Origin of the sequence: Methylobacterium endophyticum, assembly GCF_050591105.1 — a bacterium.
Classification (GTDB): Bacteria; Pseudomonadota; Alphaproteobacteria; order Rhizobiales; family Beijerinckiaceae; genus Methylobacterium.
Genome location: NZ_JBNHES010000008.1, coordinates 109,853 through 126,403 on the forward strand (window position 1 = coordinate 109,853; position 16,551 = coordinate 126,403).

The 16,551-nt window shown below is 69.3% G+C and carries 21 protein-coding genes; 11 read left to right on the plus strand and 10 right to left on the minus strand.

What is annotated here, in order from left to right; translation table 11 throughout:
* Positions 1–12: 12 nt before the first annotated feature.
* The 5 genes from ACP56T_RS11315 to ACP56T_RS11335 are packed head-to-tail and all read right to left on the minus strand — an operon-like array spanning position 13 to position 3,483.
* A complete protein-coding gene (locus ACP56T_RS11315; protein WP_430912209.1) occupies positions 13–258 on the minus strand; it encodes a hypothetical protein in 246 nt (81 codons plus the stop codon).
* Positions 255–884, minus strand: a complete 630-nt coding sequence (locus ACP56T_RS11320) for a YcbK family protein (protein ID WP_430912210.1) — start codon at positions 882–884, stop codon at positions 255–257. The genes ACP56T_RS11315 and ACP56T_RS11320 overlap by 4 nt, the downstream gene beginning before the upstream one ends.
* Complete coding sequence (locus ACP56T_RS11325; protein WP_430912211.1) at positions 865–2,052, minus strand: type IV pilus twitching motility protein PilT; 1,188 nt, start codon at positions 2,050–2,052, stop codon at positions 865–867. Before ACP56T_RS11325 ends, ACP56T_RS11320 begins: the two co-directional genes overlap by 20 nt.
* Before the next feature lie 3 nt (positions 2,053–2,055).
* Entirely contained in the window at positions 2,056–3,183 is a 1,128-nt protein-coding gene (locus tag ACP56T_RS11330) for a type IV secretory system conjugative DNA transfer family protein (RefSeq protein WP_430912212.1), read from the minus strand.
* Positions 3,184–3,186: 3 nt separating this feature from the next.
* Positions 3,187–3,483, minus strand: a complete 297-nt coding sequence (locus ACP56T_RS11335; RefSeq protein WP_430912213.1) for a hypothetical protein — start codon at positions 3,481–3,483, stop codon at positions 3,187–3,189.
* A gap of 15 nt (positions 3,484–3,498) precedes the next feature.
* Here ACP56T_RS11335 and ACP56T_RS11340 point away from each other — a divergent pair, with 15 nt between their 5' ends.
* A complete protein-coding gene (locus ACP56T_RS11340) occupies positions 3,499–3,945 on the plus strand; it encodes a hypothetical protein (RefSeq protein ID WP_430912214.1) in 447 nt (148 codons plus the stop codon).
* 20 nt (positions 3,946–3,965) lie between these two features.
* On the opposite strand, the gene ACP56T_RS11345 is transcribed toward ACP56T_RS11340, so the two are convergent.
* Both ACP56T_RS11345 and ACP56T_RS11350 read right to left on the minus strand, forming a co-directional pair.
* Positions 3,966–4,532, minus strand: coding sequence for a hypothetical protein (locus ACP56T_RS11345; protein ID WP_430912215.1), 567 nt, complete (start codon positions 4,530–4,532; stop codon positions 3,966–3,968).
* Positions 4,532–4,798: a hypothetical protein gene (locus ACP56T_RS11350; protein ID WP_430912216.1), complete on the minus strand. Its 267-nt coding sequence runs from the start codon at positions 4,796–4,798 to the stop codon at positions 4,532–4,534. Before ACP56T_RS11350 ends, ACP56T_RS11345 begins: the two co-directional genes overlap by 1 nt.
* Before the next feature lie 319 nt (positions 4,799–5,117).
* Between ACP56T_RS11350 and ACP56T_RS11355 the strand changes: the two genes are divergently transcribed.
* From ACP56T_RS11355 to ACP56T_RS11400, 10 genes are all read left to right on the plus strand, one after another.
* Positions 5,118–5,882: a thioredoxin domain-containing protein gene (locus ACP56T_RS11355; RefSeq protein ID WP_430912217.1), complete on the plus strand. Its 765-nt coding sequence runs from the start codon at positions 5,118–5,120 to the stop codon at positions 5,880–5,882.
* A gap of 2 nt (positions 5,883–5,884) precedes the next feature.
* Positions 5,885–6,172, plus strand: a complete 288-nt coding sequence (locus ACP56T_RS11360) for a hypothetical protein (RefSeq protein ID WP_430912218.1) — start codon at positions 5,885–5,887, stop codon at positions 6,170–6,172.
* Entirely contained in the window at positions 6,169–6,825 is a 657-nt protein-coding gene (locus tag ACP56T_RS11365; protein ID WP_430912219.1) for a DotI/IcmL family type IV secretion protein, read from the plus strand. Before ACP56T_RS11360 ends, ACP56T_RS11365 begins: the two co-directional genes overlap by 4 nt.
* Before the next feature lie 272 nt (positions 6,826–7,097).
* Positions 7,098–7,964: a DotH/IcmK family type IV secretion protein gene (locus ACP56T_RS11370; RefSeq protein WP_430912220.1), complete on the plus strand. Its 867-nt coding sequence runs from the start codon at positions 7,098–7,100 to the stop codon at positions 7,962–7,964.
* A gap of 18 nt (positions 7,965–7,982) precedes the next feature.
* Positions 7,983–9,257, plus strand: a complete 1,275-nt coding sequence (locus tag ACP56T_RS11375; RefSeq protein WP_430912221.1) for a DotG/IcmE/VirB10 family type IV secretion system protein — start codon at positions 7,983–7,985, stop codon at positions 9,255–9,257.
* Positions 9,258–9,354: 97 nt separating this feature from the next.
* Entirely contained in the window at positions 9,355–9,609 is a 255-nt protein-coding gene (locus ACP56T_RS11380; RefSeq protein ID WP_430912222.1) for a hypothetical protein, read from the plus strand.
* Positions 9,610–9,617: 8 nt separating this feature from the next.
* Positions 9,618–10,103, plus strand: a complete 486-nt coding sequence (locus ACP56T_RS11385) for a hypothetical protein (protein ID WP_430912223.1) — start codon at positions 9,618–9,620, stop codon at positions 10,101–10,103.
* On the plus strand, positions 10,100–13,087 hold the full coding sequence (locus tag ACP56T_RS11390) for a hypothetical protein (RefSeq protein ID WP_430912224.1): 2,988 nt from the start codon (positions 10,100–10,102) through the stop codon (positions 13,085–13,087). Before ACP56T_RS11385 ends, ACP56T_RS11390 begins: the two co-directional genes overlap by 4 nt.
* Positions 13,084–13,497, plus strand: a complete 414-nt coding sequence (locus ACP56T_RS11395) for a hypothetical protein (protein WP_430912225.1) — start codon at positions 13,084–13,086, stop codon at positions 13,495–13,497. The genes ACP56T_RS11390 and ACP56T_RS11395 overlap by 4 nt, the downstream gene beginning before the upstream one ends.
* 103 nt (positions 13,498–13,600) lie before the next feature.
* A complete protein-coding gene (locus tag ACP56T_RS11400; protein ID WP_430912226.1) occupies positions 13,601–14,008 on the plus strand; it encodes a DUF6180 family protein in 408 nt (135 codons plus the stop codon).
* An 8-nt stretch (positions 14,009–14,016) separates the two neighbouring features.
* Here the strand turns inward: ACP56T_RS11400 and ACP56T_RS11405 are convergent, their stop codons facing one another.
* The 3 genes from ACP56T_RS11405 to ACP56T_RS11415 are packed head-to-tail and all read right to left on the minus strand — an operon-like array spanning position 14,017 to position 16,519.
* A complete protein-coding gene (locus ACP56T_RS11405) occupies positions 14,017–14,934 on the minus strand; it encodes a hypothetical protein (RefSeq protein WP_430912227.1) in 918 nt (305 codons plus the stop codon).
* Positions 14,931–16,235 carry a Fic/DOC family protein gene (locus ACP56T_RS11410; RefSeq protein ID WP_430912228.1) on the minus strand — a complete coding sequence of 435 codons (1,305 nt, stop codon included), beginning with the start codon at positions 16,233–16,235 and terminating at the stop codon, positions 14,931–14,933. Before ACP56T_RS11410 ends, ACP56T_RS11405 begins: the two co-directional genes overlap by 4 nt.
* Positions 16,232–16,519, minus strand: a complete 288-nt coding sequence (locus ACP56T_RS11415) for a hypothetical protein (protein ID WP_430912229.1) — start codon at positions 16,517–16,519, stop codon at positions 16,232–16,234. Before ACP56T_RS11415 ends, ACP56T_RS11410 begins: the two co-directional genes overlap by 4 nt.
* Positions 16,520–16,551 lie beyond the last annotated feature (32 nt).

The window sequence follows — 16,551 nt, forward strand, 5'->3', positions numbered from 1 at the left end:
ACGGAGTCGGTTCTAGAACGCAGGCCATTTGCCACCCTCAATGAATTTTGCCCAGATGTATTTGAGGAACCGCATCGGCCCCATCTTGCGATGATTGCAGTAGGCCAGGAACGCCGCATACAGTAGCAACGCCAGGAAGGTGTATCGACTGAGTCCCGTGACGATCAGCAGGGGAAAGAAGGCCGCGATGCTGCCGTGGAGGCCGAAGAACCGCAGCGGCACGGCGGACCATCGCCACGGGAGGTGTCCGTCGCTCATGCGGGCTCCTTCGGCTTCGTGATCGGCGTGCCGGGCGTCGGCTGCCCGGCGGGCGGTGCCTTGCGCCCGCCTGCCCAGACGCGGGCCTTCCCGATGTCGAGGTGGCAGAACGACGGGTAGATCCCGACCCCGCCGCGGCCGCACAGCGCGCCGGCGACCGCCACGGCGTCCGGGGCGTAGCCGGCCGCCTTCAGGTCGGCGGCCCGGCCGGCGAGGTGGAGCGAGTCCCGGGCAGCGCCCTCGAGGCCGGTGTTGTGCCGGGTCGTGCGGTAGCCGGAGGTCACGATCAGCGGCACGACGGCGCCATGGACCGCGCTCATCGCGCCCTGCACCGAGGCGAGGAGGTCGAACAGGCGCGGGTCGATCCACACCGCCGAGCTGGCGTCCCCGACATCGCGCAGGAGCCAGGACAGCAGCAGGAGGTCGCGCGCGTAGTCGCCGTCCGGCGTCCGGACGATCGCGCTCACCTCCTCGCCGGTGCCCTCCCGCCGTAGCCACAGCCGCACGGGCGGCGGGAGCGCGGCCGTGCCGACGAGCGCCGCGGCGTAAGCCCGGTCGAGCCCGCAGGCGGGCAGGGCGGCGACGGCAGCGAGGCCGGAGAGCAGGCTACGCCGCGAGACGGGCATCGCGGTATCCGTAGCGGTCGAGGACGCGGCGGGCGGTCTTCACGTCGATCGCGCCCTGTTCCAGGGCGGCCATGACGGTGACCTTCATCGAGCGGCCGTCCTCGCCCCGCCCGATGATCGCCCGCAGGGTGTCGACGGCCTCCGCCATGCCGGCGCGCGCCACCTCGCGGCGGACCCGGTCGGTGAGGACCTGCCATTCGCGCAGGCAGACCCGGCCGCCCCCGACGCGCGGGACCAGGAGTTGCGAGACGAGGAGGTGGGTGCTCGCCAGCAAGTCGTGGAAGGCCTGGACCTGCAGGTCCGATGGGAACTTCAGGGTGAGGCGGCGCAGAATGTGGGCGACGTCGTTGGCGTGGGTGGTGGTGTAGATCGGGTGGCCGGTCTGGGCCGCCTCGACGCTGGCCAGGATCGTGTCCATGTCGCGCAACTCGCCCACCATGATGAGGGCGGGCTTGCGGCGCAGGGAGTTGCGCACGCCGGCCGCGAAGCTCGGAAGATGCAGGCCGATCTCGTGCTGCATGACGGTGCAACTCGCCGACGGCACGGCCTCGAACACGAACTCGATCGGCGCCTCGTAGCTCAGCACGTTGCCGTGGATCGGGGTCGGCTCCTCGAGCACGCGGCGCATCAGGGCGGCGAGCGTCGTCGTCTTGCCCGAGCCGGTCTCGCCGGCGATGATTACGGCGCCCTGGGCCGGCGTCGACTCCGCGACGATCTCGGGCTCGACGCCGACCGTCGTGACGGTCGGCGGATCGGCCGGGATGTACCGGTTGACGATCTGCACGCCGACGTCGCCCTCGTAGTAGCCGGCGGTGACGTTGATGCGGAACCGGTGCCGGACCGGCTCGGCCTCGCGACCGGCCCCGGCCCCGGCCCGGTCCTCGATCGTGATGGCGCGGTCGAAGTCCTGACCCGAGTACAGCTTCGACATGATCGAGTCGGTCGCGGTCAGTTCGGTGGCGATGCGCGCCAGCGTGGAGGGCTGCAGCCAGACCCGGGTGAGGGCGTAGAGGTGGCCGTGGACGGAGGCCAGCACCGGCCGACCGGACTGGAAGATCACGTCCGAGGCGTCGATCGCGACGGCGTGGACGAGGAGGCGGGAGACCTCGTCGCGACCGTGCACGACGATGTCCTCCTCGGGGTAGCGGGTGGCGCCGGTCCAGAGCATGGCTCACTCCGCGACCAGGGCGGCCGCCGAGGCGGTCTTCAGGAATTTCGGCGAGACGACGATCTTGAGCAGGCGCTGCTCGACCGCGGCCGAGCGACCGTCCCGGCCGACTTTGAGGGCGGTGGCGCGCACCTTCACGATCGGCAGGCTGACCGCCCCTTGCGCGGCGAGATCCTGGTAGCGGCGCATGCCGGAGAAATCGCGGTCGAGACGCGCCAGGCCGTCGTCAAAGGCAGCCCTCGCCTGGGCCACGCCGACTTCCAGGCCGCCCTTGTAGCCGACGTCCCAGTTGGCCTGCTCCACATCGCCCTTGGGCGGGGTCCAGGTGGTCCTGGCCTCCGGGGGCGGGGCAACCGTGAGGTAGTCGCGCCAGTTCGGCGGCTGCACCGTGACCCGCGCGTCGCGCAGGATCTCGAACGAGCCGAGGGTGGTGACGAGGAGAGTGCGGGTCGGGGTCTGGCGCACCTCGCGCAACTCGGACACCACCGGGGCCACGATGTCGGGGCCGACCATCACCGCCGCGAACGGATAGCGCTGGTCGAGCCGGGCGCTGATCTCGGGCGTGTCGAGGTAGGCGGCGATGCGCCTCGACTCCTCGCGGTAGCCGTCCTGGATGCCGGCCGAGCGTGCCGTGCGCTGGACCACCTTGGTCGGGCGGTTGGCGTCGCCGAATACGCCGGCCGAGTAGCGGCTGAAGTCGGGGTTGGCCGGGTGCGGCGGCGCGGGTGCCGGCGCAGTGTCGCCGAGGTTGGGCGGGAAGGGCTGGGGGCCATCCTGGCCGGGCAGGGGGCGCGGGCCGTTGGCGATCTGGGCGAGGGCGTTGGCCTGAGCGATGCCGCCGGGGCCGTAGTAGCCCGGCGGTGGATACCCGCCGTAGCCGGACCCGCCATAGCCTCCGTACCCGCCATAGCCGGGAGCGGCGTAGCCGGCCCCGTAACCCGGAGCGCCGTAACCATAGCCGCCGGGGGCCGCGTAGCCGCCATAGGCTCCGCCGTAACCCTGGCCATAACCGGTCGCGACGGGGGCGCAGGCCGCCGGGTTCTGGGCGCAATAGGTGTTGGCGAGTTGGGCCGCGGCCGGGTGCCCGGCGAGGCACAGGGCGCCGGTGAGGATCCATTCCTTAAGGCGCATGGCTCAGATCCCGTGCTCGCGCAGCTTGGCGTCGACGTGGCCCGAGGTGCTGCTGCCGGTGCTGACGCAGGCCGGAAGCAGAACGGACATGCCGAGAAGCACGATGGCCAGTCGAACAAAGGATGTGATGCGGCAACAATCCATGCAGATGCCCCTGATGATTTTGTTTATATTTGTCTTGCCGTCGCGCCCCGTACTGTTCCACAAGACGGAACGTAGAAACGTCTTCGACGAGCGGGAGCCATGGGGATCAGGTCGTATCTGAGAGATCGGCTCGCGCGCCGGGTCGGGCCGGAGCACCGCGCATTCGCGGGCATGACCGGCACGGTCCTGGGCGGCACCCGGACCATCTGCCCGGCCTGCCGCCGCGGGCGGCTGATGGGTGTTCCCGACGCGTTCGACCGGCGCAGGTGCGACGATCCCGCCTGCGGCGCGGAGTACGCACTGGCCGAGTTCGGCCGCACCTTCGCCCTGGAGGGCGCCGACCTGCGCGCGCTGGCCGCCCACGAGCGCCGGCAGGCCGTCACGCTGTTCGTGGCGGCTGAGATCGTCGGCGTGCTGGCCGCCGCGTGGGCCATCTACGCGCATTCCTGGCTCACGCTTCTGGGCGCCTTGCTCCTGTGCGTCGTGGTCTGCGCCACCGCGATGGTGTCGCGCTACCGGGCTTGGCAGTTCGAGGAGAGCCGGATGTTCGAGGCGCGGGCACCGCTCGGCGCCTTCCTGGCCGCGGAGTTCGACGGCCTGGTCCGGCGCGGGCGTTAGCAGGGCAGGGGACCGCATCGTCAGCCCCCGATCATCGTGCAGACGTTCGCGAGCGACACGTCCATCCTGATCGTGTTGCCGACGAGCTGCGCCACGTCGTTGATGAAGAACGCCAGCGTGCCGCCGACGAGGTAGAGGAAGGCAGAGCCCGAACCGCCGTGCTGGCCGTTCGTGGCGTGGTAGAGTTTGGTCCCGGCCACGAGCCAGGCGAGCGCGCCGAGGCACATGAAGAAGTAGGTGATGGCGAGCCGGATCTGCTCGCAGGTCGAGCCGCGCGGCGAGCCGCCGTAATTGAACATGCTGAAGGTGACGTCGCCGCCCAGGACGAACGAGTTGGCGAACTTCCACAGCAGGACGGGGGCGACGATCATGGCGCTCGCCAGCGCGAGCCGACCGAAGGCGGCATCGAGCGTCCCGGGCCGGTTGGAGAATTTATATTCTCCCGCAGCCACATTGTAGAGAACATATAGTCCGGATGCGCCATACCAGATGCCAAGCAGGGCGATGCCTAGAAAGAGCAGGTTAACGAAGAGCGGGAACACCTCGCTCAGCGACACCAGCAGGCTGCCGAGGTCTGGAATAGCCATCACCGCACCTTTCTAGGATTATTCGACTGGTATTCCAGTCGCTCCAATCTCTCTTCCAGCGTGTTAATGCGCTCTCTCAGCTCCTCCAGTTTCAGATTTGTCGGGTCGATATCGAGATCCGGCCTTCGATAGAGTCGCTTTTCTTCAGCACTTCCATCATGATACTCAAATCTTGATCTGCTCTTCTTCTGTCCCTCGGGAAGCGCCGGGTCGGCAGCAGCGTGTTGCAGCGCACAAACGAAACCAACGCTAAGTAAAATCGCCAAGGTTGTGTTTCGCAATCCGGACCGAACCCAATGTTGCGGGCCGGTTTCCACACTCCGTGGTCCGAGCTGTCGTTCGCACTGCATGGCGGTGACTAGGAACTCTTGCGGGAAATATATCTCGCAGCATGAAGCATATTGCCATGCATCATTTTTGAATTCAAAATGTACATTGTGGGCGACTGCGTTTCTGACACCATGACGACTCCGGATTTAGCCCGATCGACTCTTCGTATGCTTTCCGTTCCTTGACACGTCGGGCGCGAGTTCGCAATAAGCACCTCGTGCAGGAATTCGGCGACTTCCACGAGGCAAACTCAGCATGGAGAACGCAGTTAAACACTTGGCTTGGGCCGGATCATTCGTTGCCTGTGCCTATCTTGCCACAGATCACAACTGGGTTCCGATCTCGGTTCAGATCGTTGCGGGTGCACCTAATCAGTCCGTGGCAGCGCTTCCATCCACTGTCCCCGCGGCAGGCGCGGGGACCGTTCCAACCACCCCGGCGGCGCCCGGACTGGTCCCCGGCACCCCTCAGGTTGCGCCGCAATCCATCGCGACATCACCGGCCGCGAACCTGCCCTACGCCACGATCGAGGACGCGAAGGTCGCCCGGCAGGTGACGGACACCTTGAGCAAGCTCGAAGCCGTCTCCGACATCCCGGCCGGGACGCCGGAGGGCCAGGTCGCGACGATCTTCTTCGATCCGCGCTGCCCCTATTGCCACGCGGCGTTCACTGCCCTGCACGGCCGGATCGCGGTGCGCTGGGTGCCGGTCGTGGTCCTGGGCGAGCCGGAGGCCGGCAACCGCATGGCGGCGGCAATCCTCGCGAGCCCGGACCGGGTCGCAGCCCTCAAGGGCGCCTTCGACGCGAAGCTCACCCCGGCCGCTCCGGTCGGTCCGGAGACCGCGGCCAAGCTCGCCGAGAACCGGGAGGCCTTCGCCTCGATCTTCGCCGCCGCCCCGCAGTTGCGCCCCGGAGTTCCCACCATGTTCGTGCCGCGCCCGGACGGGCGGCTCGCGATCATGGTCGGCTACGAGCCGGGCGACGACGCCAAGCTGCGCTCGGTCCTGACCGGAAGCTGACGATGGCCCGTCGTGCGTCCATCGGAGCGTTCAGCCTGCCCTCGGCCCAAGGATGCCTGTCACCCTCGGCGCTGGCCGACCGGCTCGTCGGCCACACGCGGATGGCGTCGTTCCTCGCGGGCGCCGTGTTCGCCTCGCTCATGGCCATGATGTGGCTGACCTGGCTGTGCCTCAAGCGGGCCGACGTGATCCCCTACGTGGCGGACGGCGGCGTGTTCGGCTGCGAGGTGAGGACCGTGGCCGCCCCACGGCCCCTGCCGCTGGAGCAACCTGGGAAGGCCGAGCCATGAAGTCGGCCGAGCGCATATCGCGCGAGGTCGATGCCGGCCTGATGATGCTGCGGAACCAGTGGTACTGGATCCTGCTGCTGGCGATGTTCCTGTGCCTGTCGCTCGTCGTCAATCTGCTGCTGTTCTACAACGCGTTCTACCGCTACCCGATCAAGCAGTTCATCTGGACGTCGGACGCGCAGGCAGTCTGCGAGGCGATCCCGCTCTCCGAGCCCAACATCAGCCAGGCCCGGCTGAAGGAATTCGCGGTCTCCTCGGCCGTCGAGTTGAACAGCTACGACTACGCGAACTGGCGCGCGCTCATCAACAACGCGCTGTCGCAGTCGTTTACCCCGAAGGGTCGCGACCGTTACCGCGCCGCCCTGCAAGAGAGCGGGATCATCCAGAAGGTCGTCCTCGGCTACCAGACCGTGTCGGCGGTGACGACGGATCCGGCCAACATTGCCGAGGAGGGCAAGGCATCCGGCCGATACTACTGGCGGGTCGAAGTGCCCCTGCAGATCTTCTACAGGACGAACGTCGAGACCAAGGTCGAGCGGCGCGTGCTCGAGATGACGATCGTGCGGATCGACCCTTCGCCGATCAACCCGAACGGCATCGCGATCGACTCGGTGATCTCGACGCAGCAACTGACCGGTCAGGTGGCGCCATGAAGCCCATGAAGCGCGTGTGGGCCTCGGGCTGCCTGGTCGCGGCGGCCGTGTGGGCGGCGCCCGCCGCCCGCGCCCATGAAGCGGGGCAGCCCGCCGAGTCGGCCGGCGGAGCCGCGGTCCGGCGCCCGCCCGGCGTGCCCCCGACGGGTGTTCCGCCGGCCAGCCCTCCATCCATGGGCGGCACACCACCCGTGGGTACGGCGGGAACGTCGGCGCCTCCGCCTGTCCCTCGTCCACTGACGCCGGTCGAGCTCGAGGAGTTGCGCCAGCGCATGCTCGGCGGCACGAAAGGCGTGATCCTCAAGCCCGGCGAGATCTCGGAGATCCGCCGTGCGGTGCAGGAGGCGCAAGGGGCCGGCACCTTCCCGGGCCGCGACGGGCGCATGCCCCGGCCCGAGCCCCGGCTGCTGAGCGTGACGCAGGAGATCGGCCGGGCGGCGCCGGAGACGCTGCATCTCGCCTACGGGGTCTTGAGCCCGATCACCTTCGTCGACGCCAAGGGCGCGCCCTGGCCGATCGCCTCGGTCGCCTACGATCCGCGCCTGTTCGCACAGGATGGCGTCGGCTGCGGGACAGATGCCGCGATGGGTGCGAGCCAGGTCGCGGCGGCGGCCGGATCGGACCGGCCGACCTCGATCAACCTGATGCCGTGCCGGTTCGACACCTGGGGCAACATCCTGATCCGGCTGGAGAACGTCCCCTACCCGATCCCCCTGATGATCGTGTCCGGGTCGAGCGAGACGGTGGACATCCCGGTCACCGTGCGGGTGGCCGGCACCTCGCCGCTCGTGCCGGTCAAGGTAGCCACGGCGAGCCCCGGCCCGGCGCGCAAGGGCGGCGGGCCGCTCGCGGGCCCGGGCCGGGGCGCGGGCGCGCCCGACACGACGGCGCTGCTGCATCTGTTCGGCGCCGGCACGCCTCCGGCCGGGGCGCAGGCGCTGGTCGCCAACGGCGCGCAGGCCTGGCTCTACCGCGAGCGGATGTACGTGCGCGTCCAGGGCACGCTGGTGAGCCCGCAGCCGATCGCCTCGGCCGACGCCGCGGCGGGATTCCGCGTCTACGAGTTCCTGCGCCCGGCCTCGCGCCTCGTCGCCGAGCAAGGCGACGGCGCCGAGACCGCCATCAGCATCGAGTTCTAGGGGGTGGCGATGATCGACATGAAAACGTCGGCCGCGCTCGGTGGCGTCGTCCTGGTGGCGGCGCTCGGCTCGGCCGCCTTCATCCTGTCCGACGCGCCGGGGATCGACCGGGGTGCCGGCGGCGCCTCCGAGATCCGGGGGACCACGCCGAACCCGGCCAACAACATGATGCAGCCGGTGGGCAAGGCCGAGGCCGACCGGCGCGCCGGGGTGAACCGGCAGGCCGCGGACGAGAGGGCCGGCACCGGCAAGCCGTACGTGGCCCCGACCGTGATCGCGGAGAGCCGGGGGGCGCAACTCGGCGAGATGCCGGACGCGAACCCGCCACCGGCACTGAGGCCTGTCGAGCCCGTGGTCCAGGAGCGGATCGTCTACCGCGACCGCGACGTGGTGCAGGTCGTCTACAAGGACCTGCCGGTCCAGCCCATGGCCGACCCCGAGCAGGTCGCGGCGATCAACGAGCAGATCAAGGCGCTGCTGAAGCCGAGCCCGGGCGGCTTTGTCGTGCGGTCCTTCGCCAAGGGCGAGCGGCCCAAGCCCCCCGAGCCGCGGGCCGCCGCGGCGGCGGTCGTGACCGGACCGTTCGGGCCCGGCATCCGGCACGCCACCGTGGCGCGGGCCGGCGACGTCGCCTACGCGGTGCTCGACCGCGGCTTCGACAGCGACGACCCCGGAGCCCCGATCTTCGCCACCATCGTCGATCTCGACGAGCGCCAGCAGCCCGGCCCGCTCAACGGCATCCGGCTGATGGGCCAGATCGCCTACTCGCAGACGCAAGCCTCGATCCGCTTCACCACCATGATCCTGCAGGACGGCCGCCAGGGGCCGATGCAGGCGATCGCCATCACGGTCGACCAAGCCCGCACCGGCGTCGCCGAGGACGTCGACAACCACGTGCTCGAGCGCTACGGCGGCCTCGTCGTCGCCGGGCTGCTTCAGGGCGTCGGCCAGGTCGGCCAGCAACTCACCCAGCTCAACACCCAGACCGTGCTCGGCAACGGCTTCGCGGTGCAGTCGGGCCGCAACATCGACTGGATCACCGCCGGCATGGGCGCGGCCCTGCCGGTCGGGCAGGCGATGACCTCCGCGGCGGCGCGCTCGTTCAGCCGGCCTCCGACGCTGAGCAGCCCGGTGAACTTCCCCATCGGCATCGTCTTCCTGCAGCCGGTCGTGGTGCCGCTCGATGCCGCCCGGGTGGCGGCCGGCGCCGGCACCGGGTTCGGGCCCGACCCGGCCTTCGGTCCGGGCTACCGGCTCGAGACCCTGCCCGTCTCATACGTGAGGCGGCCGTGATGGGTGGCCGTCAGCGGATCGCCCGCGTCCTGTGCTCGCTGGCCCATGGTCCCGGCTCCCGGAGCGAGGCTCTGCCCATCAGCGACGCGAGGCGGCCATGACCGGCTCGAAGGGGATCGCCGACGTCCTACGCGGGCTGATCGACACCATGCCGGTCCTGGCCTGGCTGCTCGTCGTGCTGGCGGCCGTGATGGGCATCTTCCTGGCCGGCTACGCCATGGTGCGGGTCTATCAGGCCAATGCATCCGGCGACGGCACGGCGGGGAACTGGATCGTCGCCGCGATCATCGGCAGCGCGATGACCTGCGGCACGATCCTGATCGCCCAGTTCTCCTACTACTTCGCCGACTAGTCGCCGCGATGAACGACGGGAGTTGGGTCTTCATCGACAACCTGACCGCCAACACGGCCCGCTGCCTCGCCGAGCACCCGCTCGCGAGCCAGGGCGCCGTGGCGATCACGCTCGCCGCCGGCTGCTACGTCGCGCTGGCGGCCCCCGCCTGGGCGCTCCGGGTCACCTCCGACAGGAACCTGGCCGCGACGCTGAGTCTGTCCGGCCTCGTGGCCGGTGCGTGCCTGTTCACGACGGGCCTGTTCTACGAGAGCCTGCTCATGGGCGCGAGCGGTGCCATCACGTGCATGCTGCTCGTCCACGTCTACTACGCCGCCTGCATGGTGGTCGCGTGCGGGGCGATGGCCTTCGCCGGCGTCCAGATCTTCTGCGCGCTGCACGTCCGGCCGGCCCCGCTGCTGCGGGCGACCATCCCGGGTGTACTCGGGGCCTGGCTCTTCGCGCTGAGCGTGCCAGTCTACCAGTTCGCCCTCATCCTGCGGGGGGCGCCATGAGGACGGCCGACAAGTTCTGCGATCTCGCCGGTTTCGATCCGGAGCGCGAGGAAGCCGTCGTCTACGCCCATGACGGCTCGCAACTCACCCTGATTGAGGTCGACGGCACCCGCTCGATCATCTCGGGCGAGGACTACCTCATCAACGTGGTCGAGCGCTTCGCCGGCGGGATCGCGCAGATCCTCAAGCGGCCCGGCCACCAGATCACCGTCTCCTACGAGTCCTCGCTCAACACCGCCCGGTTCCTCGATCCGTTCGTCGCGCAGCAGGGTCGGCGTGCTCGCCAGAAGGCGCTGTCGGTCGAGGCCTTGATCGAGGAGGGCCGCGCCGTGCTGGAGGGACGGGCGCGGGCCGAGACGATCCTGCTCGCCGCCTGGACCCGGCCGACGGCCGGGACGCCCGACGAGGTCCGCAAGGAGCAGCGCGAGAACCGCCGGGCCTGGCAGGCGCTGCCCCCGGCACGGGACGCCCAGAACCCTTACCTGCATCTCGGCTCGATCGCGGGCCCGCATGGTGCCTTCGTGCGGCGGATCATGGAGGCGCTCGGCGAGGCGCGCCTGCAGGGCCGCATCCTCTCGCCCGACGACCAGGGGCGCCGGCGCGACCTGGAGCAAATCCGCGCCGCAGTGCTCTACCACGAGACCCCCGACGGTTGGTCACCCTACGGGCCGGGCACGCGGCGCTATCCCGGCGCCAAGGAGCGCCACGACGACGACGTCAGCGAGTTCTTCACGCCGACGGTCGCCCGTCAGATCATGACGTCGAACGCCGAGGCCGCCAACACCATGCGCGCCCTCGACATGGGCGGGCGCCGCTACGCCCTCGCCGTGATGCGGATGTTCCCCGCGAGCGTCCTGCCGTTCAACCGGCTGCTCGAGACGCTGCTGGAGAGCGCGTCGAAGACGGCCGACATGCCGTTCCGGGTCTGCTTCCACATCGAGGCGCTGCGGGATGCCGACATCGGCTTCCGGCTCAAGAAGGTGCTGGCCGGCCTGCTCGCCTTCGCGAGCCCGACCAACAAGAACCTGTTCCGGGCCCTGCGCGAGCTGGAGGACGTGATCGACAAGGACGGCGAGGCGATCGTCAAGGGCCGCGTGATCGCCACGACCTGGACCGAGCCGGGCGAGGATCCGGGGCTGCTGGAGCGCCGCCGCTCCTACCTGATGAGCGGGATGATGACCTGGGGCGAGGCGGTGATGTCCGATGCGCCCCACAATCCGCTGCGCGCCCTGTGCGAGACCGTGCCCGGCATGACGGTCCAGGCCGAGGTTCCGCCGGGCTCGATCGCGCCGCTGGGTGATCTTGCCGCCATGCTGCCGTTCCACCGAACGGCGGGGGTATTCCGGCAGGGCCAGACCCTGCTGCTGACGCCCGACGGCAAGCCCATGGCCTACGAGGCGCTGTCGGCCGAGCAATTGTTCTGGCTGACGCTCATCTACGCCACGCCCGGCTCGGGCAAGTCGGTGCTGATGAACCGGCTCAACGTCGAGTTCACCGCCTTCAGCGCCGGTGCAGCCCTGCCGTTCCTGGCCGTCATCGACGTTGGCGTCAGCTCGTCGGGCTTCATCGAGCTTGTGAGGAACGCCTTGCCTCCCGAGCGGCGGCACGAGGCGTACTACGTGCGCCTGCTCAACACGGCCGACTACGCCGTCAACCCGTTCGATCTCGGGCTCGGTCGCCGGATGCCTCTCGAAAGAGAGAGGACATTCATCGAGAACTTCCTGACGACGCTCCTCAACGTGGCGTCTCCGGAAGTCGCGCTCCTGATCCCGCGCCTGATCTCGCGGCTCTACCAGCTCAAGAGCGACCTGGAGTTCTCCTCCTCACCCTCGATCTACCAGCCGAACGTCGATCCGGAACTGGACCGGGTCATCGCGCAGCACCGGATCGAGGTGAGCGGCCGGACGCGCTGGTGGCGCATCGTCGACGCGCTGGTGGAGCGCCGGCTCTACACCGCCGCGCAGCGCGCGCAGCGCCACGCCATGCCGGTGCTGGAGGATCTCGCCCGGGTGCTCGGCGAGCCGATCATGGCGGCGGATTTCACGCCCGAACTGGTGCGCGCGGTCCAGCGCGCGCTCGAGGCGGCGATCGAGAAGTTCCCGATCTTCGCCCGTCGGACCCAACTCGACCTCGGCGAGGCGCGGGTGGTGTCGATCGACCTGCAGGACGTGGCCCAGCGCCACAAGTCGCCGGAGGCCGAGCGGAACAACGCACTGATGTTCATGATCGCGCGGCACGTCTACCTGTCGAAGATCTCCGGGTTCTCCGAGGAGATCCCAAAGATGGACTTCCCGTCGGACGCAGACCTTCGGGCCGAATACGTCCGGTACTGGGAGGCACGCTACCACGAGGTGGCGGAGACCCCGAAGCGCCTGTGCATGGACGAGTATCACCTGACCGGCGGCGTCGAGACGATCGCCCGGCAGGTGAAGAGCGACGCGCGCGAGGGCCGCAAGTGGGGCCTGGAGCTGATCCTGGTCAGCCAGTTCCTGGCCGATTTCGACACGCTGGCCGACATGGCCTCGACAGTGCTGGTGCTGAACGCCGACTCGAACGAGATCCGCGAGCAGGCGCGCAAGACCTTCGGCTTCGACGGGGCGGTGAAGGCCGCGCTCGAGCGCCAGGTGCACGGCCCGCAGGGCCGGCGGGGCGCCAACCTGCTCGCCCGGTTCAAGCTCCGCGAGGAGGAGCGCTGGACCATCCTGACCAATGCGCTCGGGCCACGGATGCTGTGGGCCCTGACCACCAAGGCCGAGGACCGCCTGGTGCGTGACGAGCTGTACCGCCGGATGGCGGTCAACGAGGCGCTGCGCATCCTGGCGGCCCGCTTTCCCGATGGCACCGCCATCGAGACCTGGGGCCGGGTGGCCGCGCTGGCACGGTTCGGTGAGGACCGGATCGCCAAGACGATCGTCGATCAAGTGCTGGGGGAACTCATGAGCGAAGCTCGGCCTCCGATCGATCGATCCAGAACCGCTGCATGACGATGGAGGCTCCAGTGCGTTACAAGGATATCCAGTACCGGGTGCTCGCGAGCGCCACTATTCTGACCATGAGCGCGATGTCGGCTTTGGGTCAGGGCACCACCGGCGATCCTTCGGCGCCGCTGGATATTCTCAAGACGGCGCGGCAGAAGGCGCAATCGTCTCAGCTCAACGCGTCGAGCATCGCGCAGGGCGGCAACAACGCCGGCATCGTGTTCACGATCCTGTTCGCGGTGGTGGGCATCGCGCTCGCCGGGATCTCGGGCGTGAAGCTGTACAAGAGTTCGCAGGACGACAACGCCCGCGAGGATGCCGGCCGGTCGCTGGTCGGACTCATCGTCGGCTCGGGCATCACCATCCTGGGTGTCATCATCGGCGTCGTGACGACTTACATGACCGGGAATACCTGACGACGATGCCATGCATCGAGCGGAGGGATGTAGCGCCCTCCGCTCGATCTTCTGGCGCACGCGAACCAGGCGGGTCGGTCTCATCAACGGCCCGCGAGAAGACATGCTCGAAGAGCGCGAAGGGTCCAGGATGCAAAAGACATTGATCGGTGTCGCGGTGACCGTCCTCTCAGCAGCGTCAGCATTCAACGCGTCTGCCAGCGACGACTTCAAGCTCGATTATCGCATTGAACGGACTGACGCAGCGAAGCTGAGTCTTGCCCAATGCACGCAGATCCTGCGCCGGACCGCGCAGGCGAGCGGCATCCCGGTCATGGTGTCCGATCCGAGTGAGCCGGCCGTCGCGATCACCGGCGGTCCAAGCGACGGAAGGGGAGCAATCGTCGCCTACTGCATCTCGGCCGGGGACAAGACCGTCCACGTCGTGCAAGGGATCGGCTACCGATCGGGCGCCTCGGTCGCTGCCTTCGCCGATGAAGCCCATGCCGCCTTGCTCAAGGCCGCCCAATGAACGGAACATCACGCGTAGCTGGTGATCCGTGACTGCAGGTTCGGATCGACGTGGCGAAGCCAGGCATAGTCCGGGAAGAACAGCGCTCTCCTCGAGAGGGCCAGGGCTGCCAGTTCCGTGATGACGTCCTTCAGGTCGTCCTCGCCGCCGAACTCGGCGTGGACCTGGTTCAGGACGTCGATGTCCCGCCCGGCCTGGTCTGTGATCGCCACGAGCATGTAGCCGCGCAGGGTCGACAGCAGGTCGGCCGGCAGGACGACGCCGGGATCGGCGGCAAGGCGGTCCGCGGCCGTCCTCGCGGCCTTGAGGAGGGCGTCGCGGCCTTTGCGGTCCTTGAGCGGGGCGGCCGCATCGATCGTCAGGAAGAGCGCGGCGGCCAGATACCAGGGCACGGAATCCGCGACCGTCTCCACCGCCCGCGTGTCGCGCAGGTCGCGCAGCGCCGTGAACGGGTTTGCGGCCGGTAACGCTGACGGGTCGGCCACCTCCGCCTCCGTGACCGGCGTCCTGACCAAGCGGCCGGCCGGGACGAAGGCGCCGAGAATATCCCTCTGCGCGAACCCGGCCGCCGGCGCGGTGATGAGCACCTCGATGTGCTCCCGGCTGCGCTTGCGCCATGCGAGGAAGCCGAGGAGGGCCGTGACGAGGGTGGCACCCAGGCCGAAGCCGACGCTCGATTTGTAGATCGACACGAACGCGAACGGCTGCCCGGCCGGCATGCCGGTGAAGTACCGGCCCCAGCCCGTGAACCGCCACAGCGTGGCGGTCTCGGCGAGGCGGATGCCGGCATAGATTTGCCCGAGGATCGGCGAGAGGCTCCACCAGACGAGGCCGAGCATGGCCAGCGTGGCAAAGCCCAGCACCCCGGCACCGACGATCTTGCCGGCGCCCGTGGCCTGGACCGGCTTCTGGAACAGCGTGGTCATACGGAGCGTCCGAGTTGGGGCTCGTCCCGGCCGAGCGTCTGCTGCTGCGCGAGCGCGGTCTGCAGCCGGTCGTCGGCGATCACGGCCTTGAACAGCGGTTGGAGCACGGCGCGGAGCTCATCCAGGTCCTGCCCGGGGGGCAGCAGGTTCGTGGCCTCGCCGGCGCCTCCCTGGACCAGCAGGACCGAGCCCTGGCGGCCGAACCGGTCGATCAGGTTCCGATCGATCCGGCGCACCTCCGCGGCCAGTTGCGGCTCGGCCGCGATCTCCTTCGGGGTCCGCGTCCTGAGGGCCTCGGACAGGGCCTCGCTGGGACCCGGGATCTCGATCCGGTTGCGAACCGCATCCTCCGGTGTCTGGCCGGCGAGCATCAGGTAGGTGGCCGGGATCAGGACGCGGCCGGTGACCTGGCTGCGCACGGCCTCCTCGCGCGGCTGGGCGCGATCGAGGCGCTCGCCGTCGGCCAGCACGCGCACGTCGACCCGCTGGTTGTTCCGGGGCATGGCGTGGAAGGCGTTCAGCGGCACCGCGGAGATCTGCCGGCTGTCGCGCACGAGGGCGTGGTGGTAGCTGGTGGCGATGACCTGGCCCCGGACCTGGGTTCCGGGCTCCGGCAGGACCACGCGCGGGGCTCCCATCAGGCGCATGGCCTCGAACGCCTCGGCCGACAGGCGGCCGAGCACCGGGTGCGCGCGCTGCTCCTCCGAGTACCTCGCATTGCGGACCATCTCGCTGAGCGGCCGGATCATGCCCCGGGTGGCCACGACGAGCGCGTCCCGGGTCTCGCTCGGCACCCGGTTGATCAGTGCCTGGTCGAGCGGCTGTCCGTGATGCCGCGCGTACTGCTCCATGAAGGCGAGCAGGGTGCGGGTGTTGCCCTCCCGGAACGGGTGGGCCTGCCAGAGCGCGGCCATGGTCTGGGCGAAGCGGATCGCCGGCCGGCTGTCCTTCAGGTTGCCGGGCTCGCCCCGCTGCAACTGTGCTAAGGCAGCCTGCGCGTGCTGTTCGCTCGCGGCCGGCGGGCTGTACTTGACGCTCTGACCCTTGAGGGCGATCTCCGGCTTCCACAGCTCGACGGTGCGGGTCTCGCCCGCCCAGGCGTAGATCTCGCCGAACAGCCGCTTGTGCACGGCGGCGTAGTGCGCGAGGTCGAACTGGCCGAGCACGGGCTCCTTCTGCATCTGGACCAGCGCTCGGAACGAGACGATCTGCTCGCGCTCGGCCAGGGCCTCCGGATCCCGGATGTCCGCCCGGTTCCGAAGGACGTCGGTGCCCTCGTAGACGTAAGGGTCCGCGCTCATGCCGCCTCTCCCCGGCCGAGGGCGCGGCGCGCGTCGAGCGCCGCGAACACCTCGTCCTGGCTCACGAGCCCAGTCTCGGCGAGCAACGCGCCCAACTGGGTGCGCAGGCCCATCTCGTTGCCGGATCCACGCATGATCGCCAGCGCCTGCTCGGCCTCGACGGTCGTCATGGCGCCGACGAAGGGTGCGAACTCGCTCTCCTCGACGCCCGCGGCGATGGCCTCGAGCAGGGTCAAGGCCTCCTCGCGCCGGGTCACGAGCGCCGGCAGGTCGCGATAGCTCATGGTGTCGTCCCCTCTGGTGGGCCCGGCCGCAC